The 18,555-nt window shown below is 72.3% G+C and carries 13 protein-coding genes; 6 read left to right on the top strand and 7 right to left on the bottom strand.

Annotated elements, in window-relative coordinates; all coding sequences use genetic code 11:
* Positions 1–138 precede the first annotated feature (138 nt).
* The 6 genes from HCJ94_RS17680 to HCJ94_RS17655 are packed head-to-tail and all read right to left on the bottom strand — an operon-like array spanning position 139 to position 5,625.
* Positions 139–480, bottom strand: coding sequence for a hypothetical protein (locus tag HCJ94_RS17680; RefSeq protein ID WP_168002130.1), 342 nt, complete (start codon positions 478–480; stop codon positions 139–141).
* A complete protein-coding gene (locus tag HCJ94_RS30310) occupies positions 474–1,760 on the bottom strand; it encodes a M48 family metalloprotease (RefSeq protein ID WP_168002129.1) in 1,287 nt (428 codons plus the stop codon). Before HCJ94_RS30310 ends, HCJ94_RS17680 begins: the two co-directional genes overlap by 7 nt.
* Complete coding sequence (locus HCJ94_RS17670; protein WP_168002128.1) at positions 1,750–2,301, bottom strand: hypothetical protein; 552 nt, start codon at positions 2,299–2,301, stop codon at positions 1,750–1,752. Before HCJ94_RS17670 ends, HCJ94_RS30310 begins: the two co-directional genes overlap by 11 nt.
* A 17-nt stretch (positions 2,302–2,318) precedes the next feature.
* On the bottom strand, positions 2,319–3,101 hold the full coding sequence (locus tag HCJ94_RS17665; protein WP_168002127.1) for a vWA domain-containing protein: 783 nt from the start codon (positions 3,099–3,101) through the stop codon (positions 2,319–2,321).
* Positions 3,101–4,450 (bottom strand): hypothetical protein, encoded by a 1,350-nt coding sequence (locus HCJ94_RS17660; RefSeq protein WP_168002126.1) that lies wholly within the window; start codon positions 4,448–4,450, stop codon positions 3,101–3,103. The genes HCJ94_RS17665 and HCJ94_RS17660 overlap by 1 nt, the downstream gene beginning before the upstream one ends.
* On the bottom strand, positions 4,447–5,625 hold the full coding sequence (locus HCJ94_RS17655; protein WP_240944312.1) for an OmpA family protein: 1,179 nt from the start codon (positions 5,623–5,625) through the stop codon (positions 4,447–4,449). The genes HCJ94_RS17660 and HCJ94_RS17655 overlap by 4 nt, the downstream gene beginning before the upstream one ends.
* Before the next feature lie 243 nt (positions 5,626–5,868).
* On the opposite strand from HCJ94_RS17655, the gene HCJ94_RS31210 reads away from it, so the two are divergent.
* Entirely contained in the window at positions 5,869–8,064 is a 2,196-nt protein-coding gene (locus HCJ94_RS31210; protein WP_168002124.1) for a tetratricopeptide repeat protein, read from the top strand.
* The gene (locus HCJ94_RS17645) at positions 8,061–10,886 is read left to right on the top strand and encodes a tetratricopeptide repeat protein (protein WP_168002123.1); all 2,826 of its coding nucleotides are present in this window, start codon (positions 8,061–8,063) and stop codon (positions 10,884–10,886) included. Before HCJ94_RS31210 ends, HCJ94_RS17645 begins: the two co-directional genes overlap by 4 nt.
* Here the strand turns inward: HCJ94_RS17645 and HCJ94_RS17640 are convergent.
* Positions 10,871–13,798: a tetratricopeptide repeat protein gene (locus HCJ94_RS17640; protein ID WP_168002122.1), complete on the bottom strand. Its 2,928-nt coding sequence runs from the start codon at positions 13,796–13,798 to the stop codon at positions 10,871–10,873. The genes HCJ94_RS17645 and HCJ94_RS17640 overlap by 16 nt on opposite strands.
* 139 nt (positions 13,799–13,937) lie before the next feature.
* On the opposite strand from HCJ94_RS17640, the gene HCJ94_RS17635 reads away from it, so the two are divergent.
* From HCJ94_RS17635 to HCJ94_RS17620, 4 genes are read left to right on the top strand one after another with little or no spacing between them, the layout of a single operon-like run.
* Positions 13,938–14,120, top strand: a complete 183-nt coding sequence (locus HCJ94_RS17635; protein WP_168002121.1) for a hypothetical protein — start codon at positions 13,938–13,940, stop codon at positions 14,118–14,120.
* Complete coding sequence (locus tag HCJ94_RS17630; protein ID WP_168002120.1) at positions 14,120–14,812, top strand: TauD/TfdA family dioxygenase; 693 nt, start codon at positions 14,120–14,122, stop codon at positions 14,810–14,812. The genes HCJ94_RS17635 and HCJ94_RS17630 overlap by 1 nt, the downstream gene beginning before the upstream one ends.
* The gene (locus HCJ94_RS17625) at positions 14,806–15,945 is read left to right on the top strand and encodes a hypothetical protein (protein ID WP_168002119.1); all 1,140 of its coding nucleotides are present in this window, start codon (positions 14,806–14,808) and stop codon (positions 15,943–15,945) included. The genes HCJ94_RS17630 and HCJ94_RS17625 overlap by 7 nt, the downstream gene beginning before the upstream one ends.
* 2 nt (positions 15,946–15,947) lie before the next feature.
* Positions 15,948–18,476, top strand: coding sequence for an ATP-binding protein (locus HCJ94_RS17620; RefSeq protein ID WP_168002118.1), 2,529 nt, complete (start codon positions 15,948–15,950; stop codon positions 18,474–18,476).
* Positions 18,477–18,555 lie beyond the last annotated feature (79 nt).

Below are 18,555 nucleotides of genomic sequence, written 5' to 3'. Positions count from 1 at the left end.
CTCGCCCCGCCGGACATCCAAGTGATCAACCAGGTTTTCCCACGCCATGGATCGATGATGGAAAATGGCCGCAACCACTCGGACTCCGCACGCCGCCCACCACACCTGGTCGCCGCATGGAACCCGGTTCCGCTGCCCCTACCGGCGCACGCGCTTCAGTTTGTCGACCGCCTTGGCAGCGATCTGCGCCGTCGGCCCGACCTCGGGCGACCCGACCTGCAGGAGCGTGATCAACACCAGCACGTCGCGGTGGCGGACTGCGACGACGTGACCGTACAGGACGAGTCCGCCGCCAGCGGCGGCAATCACCCGGTACGCGACCGTCTCGTCGGCCAGGGTCGGAAAGCTGAGCTGTTCGAGCCGGACGGTGACGCCGGAGAGATCACCGCTGCTGCTGCTGAACTCGGCGCACTCCTGCGTCGCCCGTCGAAATGCGGCCATCGCCTCCTGCACGTCCGCTTCCGGCAGCGCCGTCAGCACCTCCGCGACGAACGGCCCCAGCCGCCGAGGCCGGGTAGCCGTGGTGTCAGCACCTGGCCCAGCAGCAACCCGCCGACGAAGGCCAGCGCGACCGGCCAAACCGCCCGCCGTCGGCCGCCCGCCAGCTCCCACAGGGCCGACCGCCAAACGGAGCCCGTGATGATCGTCGCGATCAGCGCGCCGAACATGACGCCACAGATCCAGCCGCGCAGGTTCGCGCTGTTGGGCAGGGCGAGCGAGAGGACGTAGTCAGCCGGCGGGTACGCCATGCCGACCAGCAGCCCCGCTGCGGCGGCACCGGGCCGGTCGACTCGAAACAAGCGGTCGTCGCCGCGCAGGGTCCGGTGACGGCTCTCGACGGCCGGATGGTTCCACCGGCGCCGCGACGCAGCGAGGCGGCGCCACCACGGTCCCGTGACAGGAGCCGCCCGCAGCGACAGTGCGGCGACCAGTTCCGCCTCTTCGGCCGGGCTCCGCACCGACCCGACGTCGGCGTAGAACTCCCGGGTCCGCAGCACCAACGCCCTGACCAGGTAGAGCATCCCGAGCAGGACGCAGACACGCCAGCTGAAGTCGCCGAGCAGCGCAGGCTGGCGCCAGGCCACCAAACCGAGCGGCAGCACCGTGAAGGGCACGAACGTCCACCACACCGCCACGGCCGCGTACGTGAGATCGACGTCGCGGTTGTCGAGATGGACCATCTCGTGTGCCAGGTAACGGCGCAGCGCCGTGGTGTCCTCCTGCATGAGGACGGCAGAATCGACGACGACGCGGTAGTCGCCGATCCGCCCGTACGCCCGCGCCCCGCCGGTTACCGGCGCGAGGTCGACGTAGAGCTTGGGGACCGGCCGGCCGGGCGGCAGCTCCGCACGGTAGCGCGCCCAGCACTCAGGCGGCACAAACCCGCTGGCGTCGTGTTCCGCCACGAGCCCGCGACTGCTCAGCCAGGGCAACGCGAGGTAGACGAGCACCGTAGCGGCAACGAAGAGGCCGGTGAACTCGACGACGACGAGAGCCTCGCGTATGCCGAGCCAGCGGACGCAGCCGCCGTACCACTCGATCAGGAGCTCCGGCGGCACGGCGTGCGCGGCCTGCGCACCGCGCACGCAGAACAGCGGAGCGGAGCTGATGGTGTCGTGCTGCTCGGCCAGCCACGCGTAGAGGTAGCCGGCGCTCGCCAGCGCCGTGACGACCAGTAGGACGAAACGGCCCGTCGTCGCGTTCGGCAGTGCGCCGGGGCTCAGCCGGAGGATCTGCACGCCGCGGCGCTCAGTCCGCACCGGCGGAGCCCTTCGGCAGTGCGGCGGCGCCGGGCGCGGTGCCGTGCTCGGTCAGCACGGCGGCGAGCATGATCGCAAGGAGATCAGCCTGTTCGGTGGTCACGCCGGCGTTGAGCGCGATCCGCCGCGCGCCCTCGCCGACCCGGCGGGCATCAGTCGCGGTGAGCCGCGGCAGGCGGGTCTGACCACCGGACGGCGGCGAGCGCCGGGCGAGCCGGCGCCGGGCCCGCCAGCGCCGCCACCGCGCGGCCGTCCCGCGACCGGCACCCAGGACGCTCTCGGTCACCAGGTCCGTCGCGACGCCGCTGAGCACGACCAGGGTCACGTGGACGATGAGGGCCATGGTGGCTTCTGGGTCGACCGAGTTGGGCGACGCCCACCGGCGAGGCCGGAAGACCGCCTGGACGATTCGGCGGCGGATCAGGTCGTTGCCGAAGTAGCCCGCGCTGACGATCGTCAGCGCGGCGCTGTGCTCCGGCGCGATTTCGGCGACGATCCAGCCACTGGCCTGGTCGATCGTCGGTGACCTGCACTCCTGCACGATGCACTCCTTGCTGGTCAGGTGGTCCTCGGCTCGGGACGGCGTTCCAGCCGCTGGCCGGTGACTGCCGCCACCGCGCGGCCAAGCGCGAGCGCGGTGTCGTCGGCGTCGTCGCCGTCGAAACGGATCGGCGGGGCCGCCGGGAAGGCCACCTGCCACTGATCGCTGATCTCCATGTCCTCACCCGGGACCAGCAGGTGGATGCCGTGCACCCCGGCGGTGGTCAACAACCGGCGACCGTCGTTGGCGGTCGCCGGGAGATCGGTGATCAGCGCATCGGAGATGAACATGAGCTCGACGTCGCAGTCGGTCGCTCCGAGCCGGGCCACCTCCGCGATCGGAGGTAGCAGCAGCGTGTCGTTGCCGTCGGCAGCCCCGGTGGGACCGGGCAGGCGGGCGGCCCGATAGTCGGTCGCGGGCACCCGCGTGGCCGCCTCCGCCGCGAAGTCGACCACCGCGAGCTCGTCTTCGGTACGCAGGTTGGCGCTGAGCCAGGTGAATAGTCGCTCGAGCGCGCGGTCCCGGGGCACCGCAAAGTCGAGCATCGAGCCGGAGATGTCGACGACGATGACCATCCGGAGGCAGGCCGGTCCCCGTGGCCCGACCAACTGGTACTCCTCGATCCGTCCGGACTGCTCCACCTGCTCCCGCACGGTGTGCACGGCCAGCCAGCCCAACAGGACCAGCGGCGCCACGACCAGGAGCAGCAGCGGGACGAGCCGCCGGGCGACCCCGTGCGCGGGGCGCAGCCCGGTGCCCCGGACGAGCGGCGGGCCGGGCCGCAACCGGCCGGACGCCATCACAGCCTGCTCCTGCCGCGTTCGGGCCCGCCGGGGTCGGGCGCGGGGAGGGTAGGGCCCGTGCCGTTGGCAGCGGGCGGCACGGCTGTGGTCGTCGACGTGCCGTGCAGCTCCAAGCGGAGCCTGGTGATAGCCCTGTTGACCTCGTCCTTGGTCAGCGGGCGGAAGGTATCGAGCGAGTTGACCGCATCGTAGATCGTCCGCAGTGGCGCGAGGGCGACCGGCGCTCCGAACAGGCGCTGCTGCGTCGGGTCGGGCAGGGCAAGGCCCGGCTCGGCCGAGGTCGTGTGTGCGTCGCGTTCCGTCACGCCGGTGAGCGGGTGCCCGCCGCGCCCGCCCACCGCCCGTTCGTCGAGGACAAGGAGGCCGCCGACCACGCCGAACCGCTCGCACCGGTCGAGCTCCACCTGAATGGCGCTGCGCAGGCCGAGCCAGGCGCGATCATGCGCGGCGTTCTGGGCGATCAGGCGCTTGGCCAGGCGGTCGAAATGCCTCGCCCGCGCGTTGCTCTGCACCCGGATCTCCGAGGTGAGAAACGTACGGGCCACCGTGTCGATCAGCAGCACGAGCACGAAGACCACGGCCATCGGCACGGCTGGCACGGACGTGCCCGCGAAAACCTGCTCGTCGGGCGAGAACCGCACGAAGACCAGCCACGCGATGGCGACGAGCGCCAGCACACCGGTCACGCCGCTGAACAACGTGCCGAGCCTGGCGGTGCGCTGGACACCCGGGTAACGGGCCACCCATCGGTGCGCGAGCTTGCCGATGGTGCGCGCTACCCAGACCCCCACGACGGGGATGAGCACCGCGAGCAGGATCGCGCTCATCCGTTCGGCGTCGAACAGTCCGGCGTCCGGCTCCACGTCGTCGTTGAAGACCTGGTACCAGAAGACCACCTCGACGACGACGAACAGCACCTCGACCAGGCTGAGCAACCATTCGGCGACGAGCGGCCGGTGGGGGTCGAAGTCCTCCTGGAACCCGGCGTCCCCACCGGTTGCGGGCTCCGACCGATCCTGCGCCACCCGCAGTTGGCGGGTGTGCCCGGCCCACCGCGAGTCCGTGCTGACCGCCTGGAGCCGCTGGTACGCCAGCTGCGACGTGGCCGCGGTGGAGACCAGCTTCTTCTGGGCCTTCAACAGCCTGGCGGCGTGCTTGGCGTCGCGGTGGGCGAGGGTCGACCCGGTCTCGAGGGCGACGGCGACCTCGCCAGGGCTGAGCTCCTCCGGTGGGAGGGTCGCAGCCTGCGGGCGTTCGGCGCGCAGGATCCGTACCCGCTCCCGTTCCACCGCGCCGGACGGGAAGATCCCATCAAACAGGCGGCTCGCCCAACGAGGTGTGCTCACCTCGCGCAGCCCTTCCGGATCAGGTCGATCTCCACTCGTCGGTTCTGCGCGGCGCGACTCTCGTCGTGCCGGCCTCCGGGAAACTCGTCGACCTGCGGCCGGCGTGACCCGTACCCGGCGAACCCCACTCGGTCGGCCGGCGCACCCATCTCCAGCAGGGCGGTCTGGACGGCTCGGGCACGGTCCTCGGACAGGCGCTGCCGGTAGCGGGTCGACTGGTAGGCGGCGGTGTGGCCGGTGACCAGGGCGTGCTGGTCCGGGTCCGCGCGCAACTGCTCGACCACCGGGAGCAGGACGTCTTTCACCCCCGGCCGCAACTGCGCGCTGCCCGGCTTGAACAGCACCGTGCTCGGCGCCACGATCCGTGAACCGCAGGGCAGCGGCGAGGACGTGAGGACCAGCGACACCTCGTCGGGCGGGAGAGTGTCGTCGGAACCGCCGGACTCGCGAGGTTGGTCATCGAAGGTCACGTCGGCCTTCGCCTCGGTGAGGATCGCCGACCACAGCTCTCGGAGCGCCGTACGGACGCTGCCGGGCAGCGGTTCGGCGGTGTCACCCAACCCCGCCCAGACGATCGAGGAGCCCTCGATCGTCTGGGCGGAAATCCGCTTCTCCCGCAACAGAGCCCGAGCCAGGGCGGTCGGGTCGGTGTCCAGGGCGTCGCCGTTGACGTCGAGTTCGCCGGCATTGGCCACGCCGTCCGAGACGACGAGGATCTCCCCGGCCTGCTGCCGCGCGGCGAACGTGACGGCGGCGAGCACGTCGCTGCCCTTCGCTTGCGGAGCCGCCTCGCGCGCCCACTGCCGGACGCAGGAGATCACGGCGCGACGCGCGTTGCGCGAGCTCTCCGCATCACCAGGCCTCGGGTCGAGGGCGACCCGGCGGACCACACCGGGCTGCGTCCCCGCGCCGTTGACCGTGATGAGCACGACCTGTCCCGCGCTCTTGCGTTCGCGCGCCCGTCCCTGGGCCTCGTCCAGGGCTCTCGAGGCGGCCGGCGGCAGGTCGCCCCGCGCCGCCGACGCCGTGTTGTCGACCACGAGCGCGAGGTCGACCTTGTCGTTGTCCACTCTGAAGTCGGCCACCTCTTCGCAGGCCTTGGCTGAGACGCCGGCGGGTTCAGCCGTCCGGTCGTCGCCGTCATCGCAGGCGCTCGACAGGGCCAGCAGACCCATGATCAGCAATTTCGCAGCGTGACGGACAAGGGCATGAGCAGGGATGAAGCTCGGCGCGGCACTCATCGGCGCTCCATCAATCAGTCAGTTGGGGGATAACCACCCTGGCGAGGGACGGCAGGGCAGGAACGTGACGACGACCAGAGCGTAGCTCGATTTTTAACGCGGCTACAACTTGATTCCTTGGTCGGATTTTTAATCCCGGTAAAGATCGATTCGACTACCGTGGCGTAGGATGTTCGAGTGCCGGACTCCGCCAATCACCTGACCGCCATCGCCGAAGCCGCCGAGAGCGTCCTCTCCCGCACCACGTATCGGTCGATGCGCATGGATGAGGTGGCCGGGGAGCTCCGGATCGAATCCGGTCGCGGTCGCCCATCGGGCCACCGTGGGCGCAGCGGAGTCTGGCTGTACGGCGAGGTCAAGGCCAAGGGCGTGCTCGCCGCCCTGGCAGTCGCACACGCCTGGCAACGATGGACGGCCGAGCGCCCTCAGCAGGCCCAGCCGCACGCCCACCGCCGGGCCGAAGACGCGCGCGCCGCAGTCCGGCACGCCTTCGCCGATGTCGCCGCGTTCTGTCGGAAGCACGACTTCCTCCTCGGCCAGCTCCGGGCCGGGCTGGGCGACACCGCGGCCGACCGGGTCCGCGGCGCGGCCGCCGGGGGCTCGCACAGCGCCGGCGAGCACGACTTCGGCGAGGGGCATCTGGCCGTGATCGCCCGGGAGGCCTGGCACGGGCGGTCAGCGATCTTCGCCGACTACCTGGCCGGGCACCTCGCGTCGGCGACCGCCGCCTTCGCGCCACCACGGCTGCCCAAGGGCGCGGCCCTGCACCTGTCCAGCGTCGCCACCGTGGCCTGCACCGACGACCGCGAGGCGACGCCCGATGTGCTCGCCGCCGGGCTGGAGGGTTACTGGTTCGGACGGTACGTCTCGAGCAACGTGCCGTGGGCCCGCTCGCTGGAGAGCGCCGAGGCCGTCCTGTCGCGCGCCGAGACCAGCGGCCGAGCCGCCCGGCATCGCATCGACGCGCACGGCGCGTTGATCATGGAGTTGCTCAGCACCAACGTGCTGCTGGTACGCGCGGCGGAGGAAGCCGGCCACGCCGAGCGGTTGGTTGCCGCCGCGATCGACGGTCCATACGCGACCGGGCCGGAGGGGAGCGAGACCCGCCGCCAGCTGATCGAGGTACGGGCCGACCTCACCAGCCGGTTGAGCCTCGCGCTCCATCGACTCGGCCGTCACCAGGAGTCGCTGGCGTCGATCGAGACCTCGCTGCGGCTCTCGGACGAGGCGCTCGCCGACCCGTCCCGCAAGGCCCGCGCCCTGACCAATCTCGCCGACACGCTCGCAGCGATCGGGCGGCCCGATGAGGCCGTCGAGCATGCCGAGCAGGCGGTCCGGATCCGCAGCGCGACGACCGGCCAATCCGACCCGACCAGCCGGGAACGGCTGTCGCTGAGCCGCAACGCGCTCGTCCGCGCGTACGCCGCAGGCGGACGCCTCGACGAGGCCGTTCGCGAGTCCCGGCTCCTGCTGGCGGACCGCGCGCTGCATCCACGCGGCATCCACCTGGCCCGACTCGGCCTCGCCGACGTGCTGTTTCAAGCCGGACACCCGACCCGTGGGGCGTTGCTGGCCCGTCAGACCCACCTCACCGACACACCCGGCTACCTGCCATTCAGCTACGCCTACCAGCACACACTGCTGATCATCGCTCGCTGCACGCTCGACCTGGAGCGCCCCGCCGAGGCGGCCGCCCTGCTCGCCGCGTCGCCGGCTCTGGACGACTGGTTCCGCACGACCGTCTCGCCGCAGCTGGCGATCGAGATCCGGCTGTGCCGGGCCGAGGCCACCGGCGAGCCCGCGGAGTTGAACGCCGTTGCCCGGCTCGCCGATCAGACCCTCGGGCCCGCCCACCCGACGACTCTCCAGGTCCGCCGCACGGTCGCGCGCACCCGCCTGGTGTCCGGCGACGCCGAGGCCGCACTACGCGACTGGAACGCGATCCGCAACGACGAGGCCCGCCTGGCTCCGCGCCACCCCGTACGAGTGGGCACGCTGACCGGAATCGCCGAGGCCCACGCAGCCTTGGGTCAAATCGACCGGGCCCAGGCCCACTTCGCCGAGGCCCGGGCGATCGCCGACGGCACCGCGGCGGACCGCCACCCGCTGGCACTGGCGGCCCGGCTCGGCGCCGCCCGGCTGGCTGCCCGCATCGGCCGGACCGGCGAGGCCGTCGACCTGCTCGAACAGATACTCGACCGCTCCCCCGCATACGACCGTCGCATCGGAGCGAGCAGCGACGACGGCGCGTGGGAGCTACCCGCCCTGGAGGACGACCACCCGCTGCTGCGCGCCGCCCACGCTCTGCTGGCCGAGCTACGCCCGGACGCGGTCAGCGGCCTGGATGGCGCCTGGTGGACCATCACGGAGTGACCGCGGCCCCCTCGCCCCACTTCGACGTGTTCCTGAGCTACTCCTGGGAGGACCACGCTCTGGCGTGCCGACTCCAGGTCGCCCTGGAGGCCCAGCGGCTGCGGGTGTTTCGGGACGAGCGCGGCATCCAGGACTTCCAACAGATCGACGAGGCGATCGCCGGGAACCTCGCCCGGTCGCGGTCCCTGGTCGCGCTCTACAGTCCCGCGTTCCCGGAGAGCCCCTACTGCCGCTGGGAGCTGGCCACCGCGCTCGCTCAGGCTCACCGCCTGGACGGACACACCCGCCGCGTGCTCGCGGTCCGGCACGGCGTGGACTTCGCCGACCTGGTTCCGGCCCAACTGGCCGACGTGAAGTTGCCGGTCGCCACGGTCTCGGTGGAGGCGGTCGCGGAATCGGTCGCAACCCATCTCTCTCAGGTCGACGATCGGGTTCTCGGCGACGCGCCGAGCGCCACCCCGGGGAGGTGGCTGCCGCACGAGCCCCAACCGGCACCCGCCTTCCGCGGTCGATGGGCCGAGCTGTGGCGGATCAAAGCGGCGTTGACCCCCGGGTACACACCCACTCGTCGCGGCCGGGCCGTCGCCGTGCTGCTCGGCCTCGGCGGCCAGGGCAAGACGGCACTGGCCGTCGAGTACGCGCGCCGTTTCGCCGACGAGTACCCGGGAGGCATCTTCCTCCTGCACGGCTTCGGCAGCCACCTGCACAGCCGCGGCGACCACGCGTTCGCACTCGACGTACGGCGGCGCCAGCTCGAGCGGATCACGCGACAGCTCACCAACGGTCAGGAGGCCGACGAGCACGCACTCCGCGATCATCTCGAGCGCGCTGGTCTGCCGTACCTCTGGATCGTCGACGACCTGCCCCGCGACACCGGCGACGAGCTCTTCGACGCCCTGCTCGCGCCCACCGCCACCGGCCACACGCTGATCACCACCCGGTACGAGTCCGCGGCACGGCGCGGCGAACCGATCCGCCTGTCGGCCCTGGCCGACGAGGACGCGGTGGCGCTAATCACCTCGGCCCGGCGCCCGGCCCCCGGCGAGCGAGCAGCTGCCCGTCAGCTCGCCTGCGCCGACCTCGGCGGACACCCCCAGGCACTGTCGCTCGCCGCCGGACTCGCCGCCACGGACGGCTTCGCCGGGTACGCCGCGCTGCGGGCGGAACTGGCCGCGCCCGGCCCGGACGCGATAGCCCTCGCCGCCGAGCTACATGGCGAGATCGCGGGACGGCGCCCGGCGAGCATCGCGGCGACGCTGCTCCGAAGCATCCGCGACCTTCCGGCGCCGGCGCGCGAGACGCTCCAGCTGGTCAGCGTGCTCGCAACGGCTCCGATCGCCGAGCCGCTGCTGGCCGAGATTCTCGCGGCGGCCGACGACGCCGAGCCTGCCCAACGCTCCGATCTGGTGTCCACCGGCCTCGACCTGGCCCGGCAACGAGGACTGGCCCAGCCGGTGCACGGCGACGACCAGCCGCTGTGGCTCGTACACGCTCTCGTGATCCGCACGCTGCGCTTCGTCGACCTGGCGGACGCGCGACGTCAGCGGTTTCGCAGGGCCGCGCTCGAGGTCCTCACCCGACGCCTGGACGACACGCGGCCCGGGCTGCGCTATGGGCAGATCGAGCGGGACCTCCCCCATCTGCGCGAGGTGGTCCGACCGGAGCAGGGCGTCGGCGACCGGTACGCCCTGAACGAAGCCGGGCGCGCCTATGTGGAGCTCGGCGACCTGCCGCAGGCCGAGGAGGTCTTCGCCCGGCTCGCCTCGGCCTGCCGCACGGCCCTGGGCGACGACGACCCGTCAACCCTGGCCGTGCTGGTGGGCCTGGCCGCGACGATGGACCTGCGCGGACGACACCGCGAGGCGATCGAGCTCAAGGTTCGCGTCCACGCGGCCCTCGTCCGGGTCCTCGGATCCGACGACCCGGACACCCTGACCGCCCTGCACAACGTGGCGGTCGGCCACCTGAACCTGCGTGAACCGGCCGCAGCGGCCAAACTGTTCCGGACGGTCTACGGCGCCCGCCGCCGCCTGCTGAGCATCCACGACGCCGACACCCTCGTCTCGCTCGGCGACTACGCGACCGCAGTGGCGCGAGCCGGCCGACCCCGGCTGGCCCATCGGCTGCGGAGCGCCGTCCACGAGCGGATGCGGCGGCTCCGCGGCGACGACGACGTCCTGACGCTGGAGGCGCTCAACAGCCTCGGCGCAAGCCAGCGGGATGCCGGCGAGGTCACCGCCGCCGCGGCGACGTTCGAAGCGGTGTACGCCGGCCGGGTGCGACTGCTCGGCCCCACCCATCCTGAGACGCTGAGCGCGGCGGAGAACGTCGCGATCGTCACCGACCCGGCCCGCCTCCATGCGGTCTACGCCGTGCGCGTCCTCGAACATCACCCCGCCGATCCGCACGTCCTGGCGACCCTGCACAACCTGCTCGTCGCCACTGCGCCAGGGCTGCCGGTGGTGGGTCGGCCTGCCCCGCCCGACGTACCGCTCGCACCACCCCCCGGGCTGCAGCTCGATCCGCTCGAGGACTTCGACGCGAACACGGATTTCCGCGTGGCCGTCTTCACCCGGGCCCATGCCGTCCACGAGGAGCGGGTCCGCCGGTTGGGCCCGGATGACCCGGAGACCTTGCTCGCCCTCTGCTACGTGGGGCACGCGTCCGCGCTGCTGGGGCAGGGCGGGCACCAGCTCGAAGCCGCGCTGTTCATCCTCACCGACGCGGCCGCCGGCCTGCGGGAGGCCCGCGGCGCCAATCATCCGCATGCCCGGCTGGCCGACCGGCTGCGGGACTGGGTGGCCGATCAGGTCGACGGCTGACCGGCCGCCTCGGCGAGGACCCAGTCGTGCGGCGCGGCGACAGACTGCTCCGGCGGCCTGCGGGACGCCGTCGCCACCGTGCGCCACAACGCGCTGGGCAACACGACCAGCGGCATCGCCACCCAGCCCTGGGCGTGGAGGTCGGTCTTGCGGCCGACGGTCCGCGGCGCGACGCGGCGGACGTCGGCGAAGATCCGGGAGGCCCTCCCCCGCTGACCGGTGAGGGCAAGCGCGACGCCCAGCCCGTAGAGGGCATGCACGGTCTGCGGGTGCCGGGGGCCCAGGACCCGATTCATCCCCCGGTGGGCCCGGTCGTGCAAGTCGAGAGCAGCGGTGTAGTCGGCGCGTTGCGCCGCGGCCCGGCCGGCGAGCAGCAGTGCGTGCAGGTGCAGCGGATGGTCGGGGCCGAGCAGTTGTGCCACGCGCGCGCGGGTGCCGTTGAGCAGCGCGGTGGCGTGCCGGGCCAGGCCGTTGCACAGCAGCGCGTGCGCGTACTCGACCTCGGTCGCGAGCGTGGTCAGGTTCAGCGGCCCGATCTCGTCGCGCTGGCTGCGCAACAGCTCACCGATTGACCGGCACGCCCGCCGCCAGTGCGCCGGGTCCGGGTTGAGCCCCCAGAGCCCGAGCGCCAGGTGCGCCCCGTCGAGCACCAGTCGCGCCTGGCGAGCGTGGATGTGGTCGGCGAGATTGTGAGCGGCGTAGTGCTCGACGACGAGTCGCGCGGTGCGCCGGGCCTCCTGCTGCTCGTTGGTGGTCATCTGGACGCGGGCCAGCTCGATGCGCGCCTCCTGAAGGCGTTCGAGCGCGTACGCGCCGTCGTCCGCGGCGAGATCCGCGATGAGCGTACGAAGCCGGGCCGCGGCCTCGGCCAACTCGCCCCGGATCACCCGGCTCCGGATGAGCGCGATCCGGATGGCGGCGCTCTGCGCGCTCAACGAGGCATCCGCAGTGGCGGCGTCGAGAGCGACCCAGAGATGGTCTGCGGCGGCGAACTCGCCGAGCGCGTCGCGAGCCTGGGCGGTGACGAGCTCGACCCGAAGCGCAGTTGCCACTGCCGTCACCTGGTCGGGCCCGACTCGGTGCGCACCTGGCGCCGTTGACACCGTCGCCAAGTGGTGCAGCGCCCGCTTGGCCCGGCCGGCGCCGAGGCACGCCTCGGCCGTGTCCACAAGATCGGACCGGCTCGCCCGCCCTCGGGCGACGATTTCCTCCAGGTAGGTCATCGCGACGTGCGGCTGGCCCCAGGTCGAGTAGTGCGCCGCGAGCAGCCGCAGCAACGCCTCCTGATCCGCGGGACCGACGCGCGGGTCGGCGCGCAGGCGGGCGGCGTGGGCCGTCAACTGCCCACGGCCGTCCGCAGGCAGCTTCCCGGCGAGGTCCAGCACGGCCGACGCCGCGTGACCGGCCAGCACAAACCGATCGACGGCCGCGGTGACGTGGGTGTCGGCGATCTCCCGGACCAACGAGTGCACCTGCCAGCTCGCACCGTCCCGGGTCGCCAGCCCGCGCTCCCGCAGCTCGACCAGCCCGTCGCCAATGGTGGCGGCCGCGTCACGACTGACCGCCGCGGCCCGCTCGAGCACCTGGCGCAGCATGGCCACCGGCACCGGGGCGGCGGCGCAGACCGTCGAGACGTCGAGGATCTGCCGGGCGGCGGTGCCGAGTCCGACCATGACCTCCGCGAGGACGGCGGTGACGGCGTCCAGCGGGACCAGCCCGGCATCCAACCGGCGCACGAAGTCCGAGAAGGACTCCAGCCCCTGCCGATCCCGTAGCTGCCGTCCAACCGTTGTCAGCGCCAGGGCGTGGCCGCCGAGCCGGGCGACGAGTTCGTCGAATGCGCGGCGGTCGGCCGGATCGAGGACCGGCACGCGGTACGCCCGCAGGAGCTGGGCAGCATCAACCGCCGTCATCGGACCGACGGAGACATGCGGAAAGCGCTCGTCTGCGGGACGCTCGCGGCCGATCAGGATCGTCCGCAGCAGCGGGCCCGCCTTCGGCGCCAACCGCTGGATCAGTGCCGGATCCAGACCTGAGGGCACGTCGTCCACGACCCACAACGCGGGCTGCCGACCCATCGCGATCCGGTTGGCGAACTCGCCGCACAGGTGATCGACGCTGGTGTGCGGTGAGATCTCCATCCCGGCGCTGTCGGCCAGCACCCGCAGGGCGTCGCCGTACGCACCGAGGACGTCGGCGGCGGTGGCGCCGGCGAGGCTGATCCAGTGGACCCCGCCGGGGAAGCGCGCGCCGAACCGACGGGCGTAACCGGCGACGAGGCTCGTCTTTCCGCTGCCGGGCAGGCCGTCGACGGTGACCACCCCGCCGGTCGGGATGTCCTGCGTGAGAGTGAAGTCGCCGCGGTGCAGCTTGGAGTGCAGCTCCCAGGTCTCGGCGTAGCGGCCCACAAGGTGGAGGGTTCCCGGGGTCTCTCGGCCGATCCAGCGCAGCCGATCGCTGAGGACAACTCCACCGATGGTGCCCGTGGTGACGTCGACTCGCTCCTTTATCCGCTTGGCGAGCGATTGCAGCGACCGCTCGTCGGTGTCCCCGGTCATCAGGGCGAAGCGCGCGTCGGCGAGTTCCACGGGGTGCAGGTGATCGACCGTCGGCTCCGGGTTGACCACCACCACCCGTCGGGTCGGGTCGCCCTCGCGCTGCCCGGACAAGAACGCCGCGGTCAGTTCGACCTCGCAGGCCGGCCGGCCGGGAAAGCTGCGCGAGAAGTAGGTCACCAGCACCTTCGACGCGTTGAGGGCGTCCTCGATCTCCGCCGTGATCGACTCGAACAGCGGGATCTCCTCGTCGTCGACGAACACCCGGAGGCCTTCGCGGTCAAGGGCTGCGGCGAGCCGGAGGGCGTCGTCCCGGTCCGGCCCGGCCAGCGAGAGGAAGACGTCGTAGCCGCCCATCTGACCTCGCCTTCGCGCGGTGGTCCGGCTCTTCGGCCGGACATGCCCAGAAGGTACCCGGGCTACGCCGCTCGACGACCCAGATGTCACCCGGCCGGGCCGATTGGCTGGAGATACGGGCGAACTCAAGGAGATACCGATGTTCTTACCCACCGAGGGCCGGCTCTCCGGCCTTGAGCGCACCGACCACCGGCCGGCGCGGCCGCGGGCGACGGACGACCACCGCATCCGGTGGTGGCAGACGGAGCAGACCGGCGAGGCTGTCCGGTTCCTGCTGCGGGTCCTGACCGGCCTGTTCGACGACCGGATCGGAGGCTGCTGATGTCCGGGCTCGAACTCGCCGGCACCGCGCGGTTGCCTGCCACCGGCTACCTGGTCCTGCGGGACCTTCCGCTGCTGACTCGAAAGGGTGAGGTCGACGCCGACGGCATGCTGCGTCTCGCCCTCGCGTTCGGCTCCCCGTCGACCCGGGACGGCGGGCGGGCCCTATGGCCGGTGACACCCCGCACCGGCAATCCAGATTCGACGTTCTCGGTGCGGGCCGGCGCGGCCGCCCTGCACACCGACGCCCAGTACCGGCCCGACCCCGAGGAGTTGGTCCTGCTCTTCGTCGTACGGCCGGCCCGGGACGGGGGTGACACCCTGCTCCTGGCCGCGGCTGACGCCGAAGCCTCCGTACAGCGAACCGGCGATCTTCGGGCGCTGCGGGCGTCGCGGTGGAGCTGGTCGGTGCCGGCCGAATTCGCCGCCCAGCCACCCTTCCGCGCACCGGTCCTGGCGGGGGACGGCACCATCCGCTGGCGGCGGGACAACTTCGTCGCGCGCGACCGGCGGCAGCACGAGGTGGCCGAGCGGTTCGCGGCCGCGATCGCGACCTCCGAGAAGATCGTCCAGCTCCGCCTCGACGCGGGCGACGCGGTGATTGTCGACAACCGGCGGGTGCTGCACGGCCGCACCCCTTTCACCGACCCGCGGCGGCTGCTCTACCGCATACGGGTGCGTGCGGCGTGCTGACCCGCGCCGCGCCGCTCGCGATCACGCCGCCGGATCTCGAGCGCGACTATCGCTGGGCGGTCGCTGCTGCCCGGGCCGCCGCCGACGTCCCGGCGGTCGGTGCCGAGGCGGAACTCTGGACCGTGCGGGGCTGGGTTGACGTGGCCGTCGGGTGTGCGGTCGTGGGATCCGCGGCAACCGTGGTCGGCCTGGACGACGTCGTACGGGAGACCGGCGTCTCGTACGGTTGGCGCTTCGCTCAGCGGCTGCGGCTGCTCCGCGAACAATGGGGGCCGGTGCCGCGGTGGTATCCGGAATGCGGGCCGGCTCCGGTCGAGGCCGACGGCGCCGACCGGCGGGAGGCGGTGCGGGCCAGCCGGATCGTCGCGGACTTCTGCGATGCGCTCGCGGCCGTGCGAGGACCCGACAAACCCGCGACCTGGCCGGCCGACACCGGCGAGCTCATCTGCCGCGCCACCCGCTACCGGCCGTCCCCGACCCGCGCGTTCCGAGTGGTGGAGTGCGATATCGACCCAGGTCTGCCGGGTCGGATGTGGATGCGGTTGCCGCAGGGGGCCACCGTCCTGCACCTGACCCGGCGCCCCCTCGGCCGAGCCGCGATCGTGCGTACCGGCATCCATGAGGGCGCCCACCTGGACCACCTGCTGGCCGCCCCGGGCCCGATCGAGTTCGGTGCCGGGCTGCTGGCGGCGGAGAGCTACGCGATGGCCGTCGAGATCCTCGCGGCGGCCGAGTGCGCCGCGCGGGGCGAGGCCGAGCTCACCGCGATGCTCCGCGCCGGCCTGGTGGAGCGGGTCGGTCGCCTGCCGGGTGGGATTCCGGAGCGGGCCGCTCGCGGTTGGCCGTCCGCGGCGCTGCGGGCCGCGCTCGCCACCGGATCGTCGCGCTTCGCCGGTCTGACCACACTGGCCGACACCTACGTCGTGGGGCCGCTGCGCCTGCTCGCGGGGCGTACACCCATCCTGCCGCCGGAGTTGGAGCAGGGCCTCGGGCGGCGGTGGCACGCGGTCACCGATGCTTTCCCGGGCGCGCTGGCGCTCGCCGAGGCCGTCGCTGAGTGCGGCTGGACCCCGGATACTGAAACCGCTTCGGGGGCCGCACGGCCGTCCAGCCCGGACGAAGGGAGACGTTGAGCATGTCCCAGTTGGGCGAACGTCAACCCAGCGACCTCGAACTGGCCGAAGAGCTCCGCCTGGTGCGGCAGGCCGGGTTGGTGAACCTCCGTGGCATGGAACTGGCCGGCCTGCGACACTGCGCCGCCAGGTGTGGCTTCGGCGAGGACGCGCGGTCGTCGGCGCCGGTCGTGGCGCTGTTGACGGCCGTGTTGGCCGAGATCGAGGAGGGCCGCCTCGGCACGGCCGCGCGCTACACGTTCGGGCTCGTCCCCGGAACCCGGGACTGGCCGGGCCAGGACCGCCGCCGCCGGGCGGCGGAGGCGTACGGCGTGACCGTCGACCGCTTCCGCAAGAGCTACGAGCAAATGATCGTGAACCATGTGGCGGAGCTGATTCTGGACCGGATCAACCAGGCGGACGCCGGGCCGGCAGCGGTCCGTTCGGCGCCGATGCGGAACCAGCCCCGAGTGTCCCACCCGCCCGCGATCCTTGGGTTGCCGCCGGAAATCGCCCATTTCGAGGGCCGCTCGGCGGAGCTCGCCGACATCGTGGCCGCGCTCTCCGTCGCGCCCAGCGCGGACAGCGTCCCCGCGGTCTGCGCACTACACGGCATGGCCGGGGTCGGGAAGACGGCGCTGGCGGTGCGGGCGGCGCGGCTCATCGCCGACCGCTACCCCGACGGGTGCTTGTTCCTCGATCTCCACGGGTTCACGCCGGGTACCGATCCGCTCGACGTCGGTGAGGTGCTCGACCGGTTGCTGCGCCGGCTCGGCGTACCCGGGGACCAGATCCCGCGCTCCACCGACGACCGGGTGGCGCTCTACCGCGACCAGATGGCCGTCCGTCGGCTGCTGCTGATCTTCGACAACGCGCGAGACGCGGCTCAGGTCCGCCCATTGATTCCCGCGAACGCCCGGTGCGCGATGCTGGTCACCAGCCGGCACCGGTTGGTCGCGCTGGACGAGGCCCGGCTGGTGAGACTGGACGTGCTGGGCCAGGTCGACGCGCGACGGCTGTTCCGCGCGGTCATCGGGCGTGCGCCCGACCCCGACGAGGCTTTCGACAGCATCGCCGACGCGTGTGGCGGCCTGCCGCTGGCACTGCGCATCCTGGCCGCGCGCTGGCGGGCGGACGACGCGCTCTCGCCCGATGAGCTGGCCGCCCGCCTGGTGACGCGACCAGCCGGTGTCGACGAGTTCGATGACGGCGAGCGGAGCGTCGCCGCGGCGTTGACGCTGTCGCAGGCGGCGCTTGCCGACGACGATCGCGGCCTGTTCACCGTGCTGGGCGTCGATCCTCAGGCCGAGATCGACGCATACGCGGTAGCCGCCATGGTCGGCCGGCCGCTGACCGAGACGCGTGCGGCGCTCGACCGGCTCAGTGTTCGGCATCTGCTCAGCCGGGTGGGCCGTGATCATTACCGGATGCACGACCTCGTGGTCGCCTACTGCGCACGGTCCGCGGCGCGGGAGATCGCCGCACCGCAGCGCGACATCCTGGTGCGCAGGCTGCTCGACTACCACCTCGCGGCGGCGGACAGCGCCGACCGGACCATCACCCCGCACCGGCACCGCGAGCCGCTCGACGTGGCCCACCCACCAGCGGAGTTGCCCGACGTCTCCGCGTACGGGACCGCGCTGACCTGGTTGTCGGAGGTGGAGTCGAGGCTGGTGCGACTCTGCGAAGTCAGCTTCGCCGCAGGCCTCGACGTCACGTGCTGGCAGTTGGCGTACACCCTCCGGGGCTACTTCTTCATCACCAAACGTTGGGCACCGTGGGAGTCGACCCACCGCACGGCCCTCGATGCGGCGCGGCGGGCGGGCGACCTGCGTGCAGCCGCCATGATTGTCAACAATCTGGGTCTCGCGGAACTCGAACAGGGCAACATCGAGGCGGCAGCCAGCCACTACGAGGAAGCGCTGACGCTGTTCCGCACGGTCGGCGACGAGCACGGCGTACACACGGCGCTGGCCAACCGGGCCTGGCTGAGCTTCTACGAGGGCGACTACGCCGAGTTCCTGTCAGCCAGCCTGTCGGCGTTGGCCTTCTACTGCGCCGTCGGCGCTGATCGCAACGCCGCAATCACCGAACGCGGGGTCGCACTGGCCCGGGTCCGGCTGGGCGAGTCGGCGGAGGCAATCGCCCACCTGACCGCCGCACGGGCCACCTTCGCGCGGCTCGGTCTACGTCTCGACGAGGTGATGACCCTCAACTGCCTCGGCGAGGCCTTCCAAGCGGCGGGTCGGCTCGCCGACGCAAGGGACGCGCTGCTACAGGCCATCGACCTCGCAACGCCAGCGGGCACCGAGTACGAGCGCGGTCAGGCGCACCAGCGCCTGGGAGATCTCACGGCGTTGACAGGTGACGCGGGCGGCGCAAGCCGGCACTGGTCGACTGCACTCGAGATCTTCGAGGCCTTAGATGCCCCGCAGGCGGCACAGTTGCGGGAACGGCTGGCGGATGCCGGAAGGGTGCGCGGTGGTCCCTCGACAGGAGCGTCCACGACGCCTGATGAACCGGGCAGAGCAGGCTCCGCCCCCGTTGCCTGAACCGTCCCGGCTCTTGTCGAGACTCCCCGCTGGGGAAGGAGCGGGAGATGGCAGGACCGAAGCCGCATCAGCCGAGCTC

Origin of the sequence: Micromonospora thermarum, assembly GCF_012034245.1 — a bacterium.
Taxonomy (GTDB): domain Bacteria; phylum Actinomycetota; class Actinomycetes; order Mycobacteriales; family Micromonosporaceae; genus Micromonospora; species Micromonospora thermarum.
This window is presented reverse-complemented; position numbering and strand designations above follow the sequence as displayed.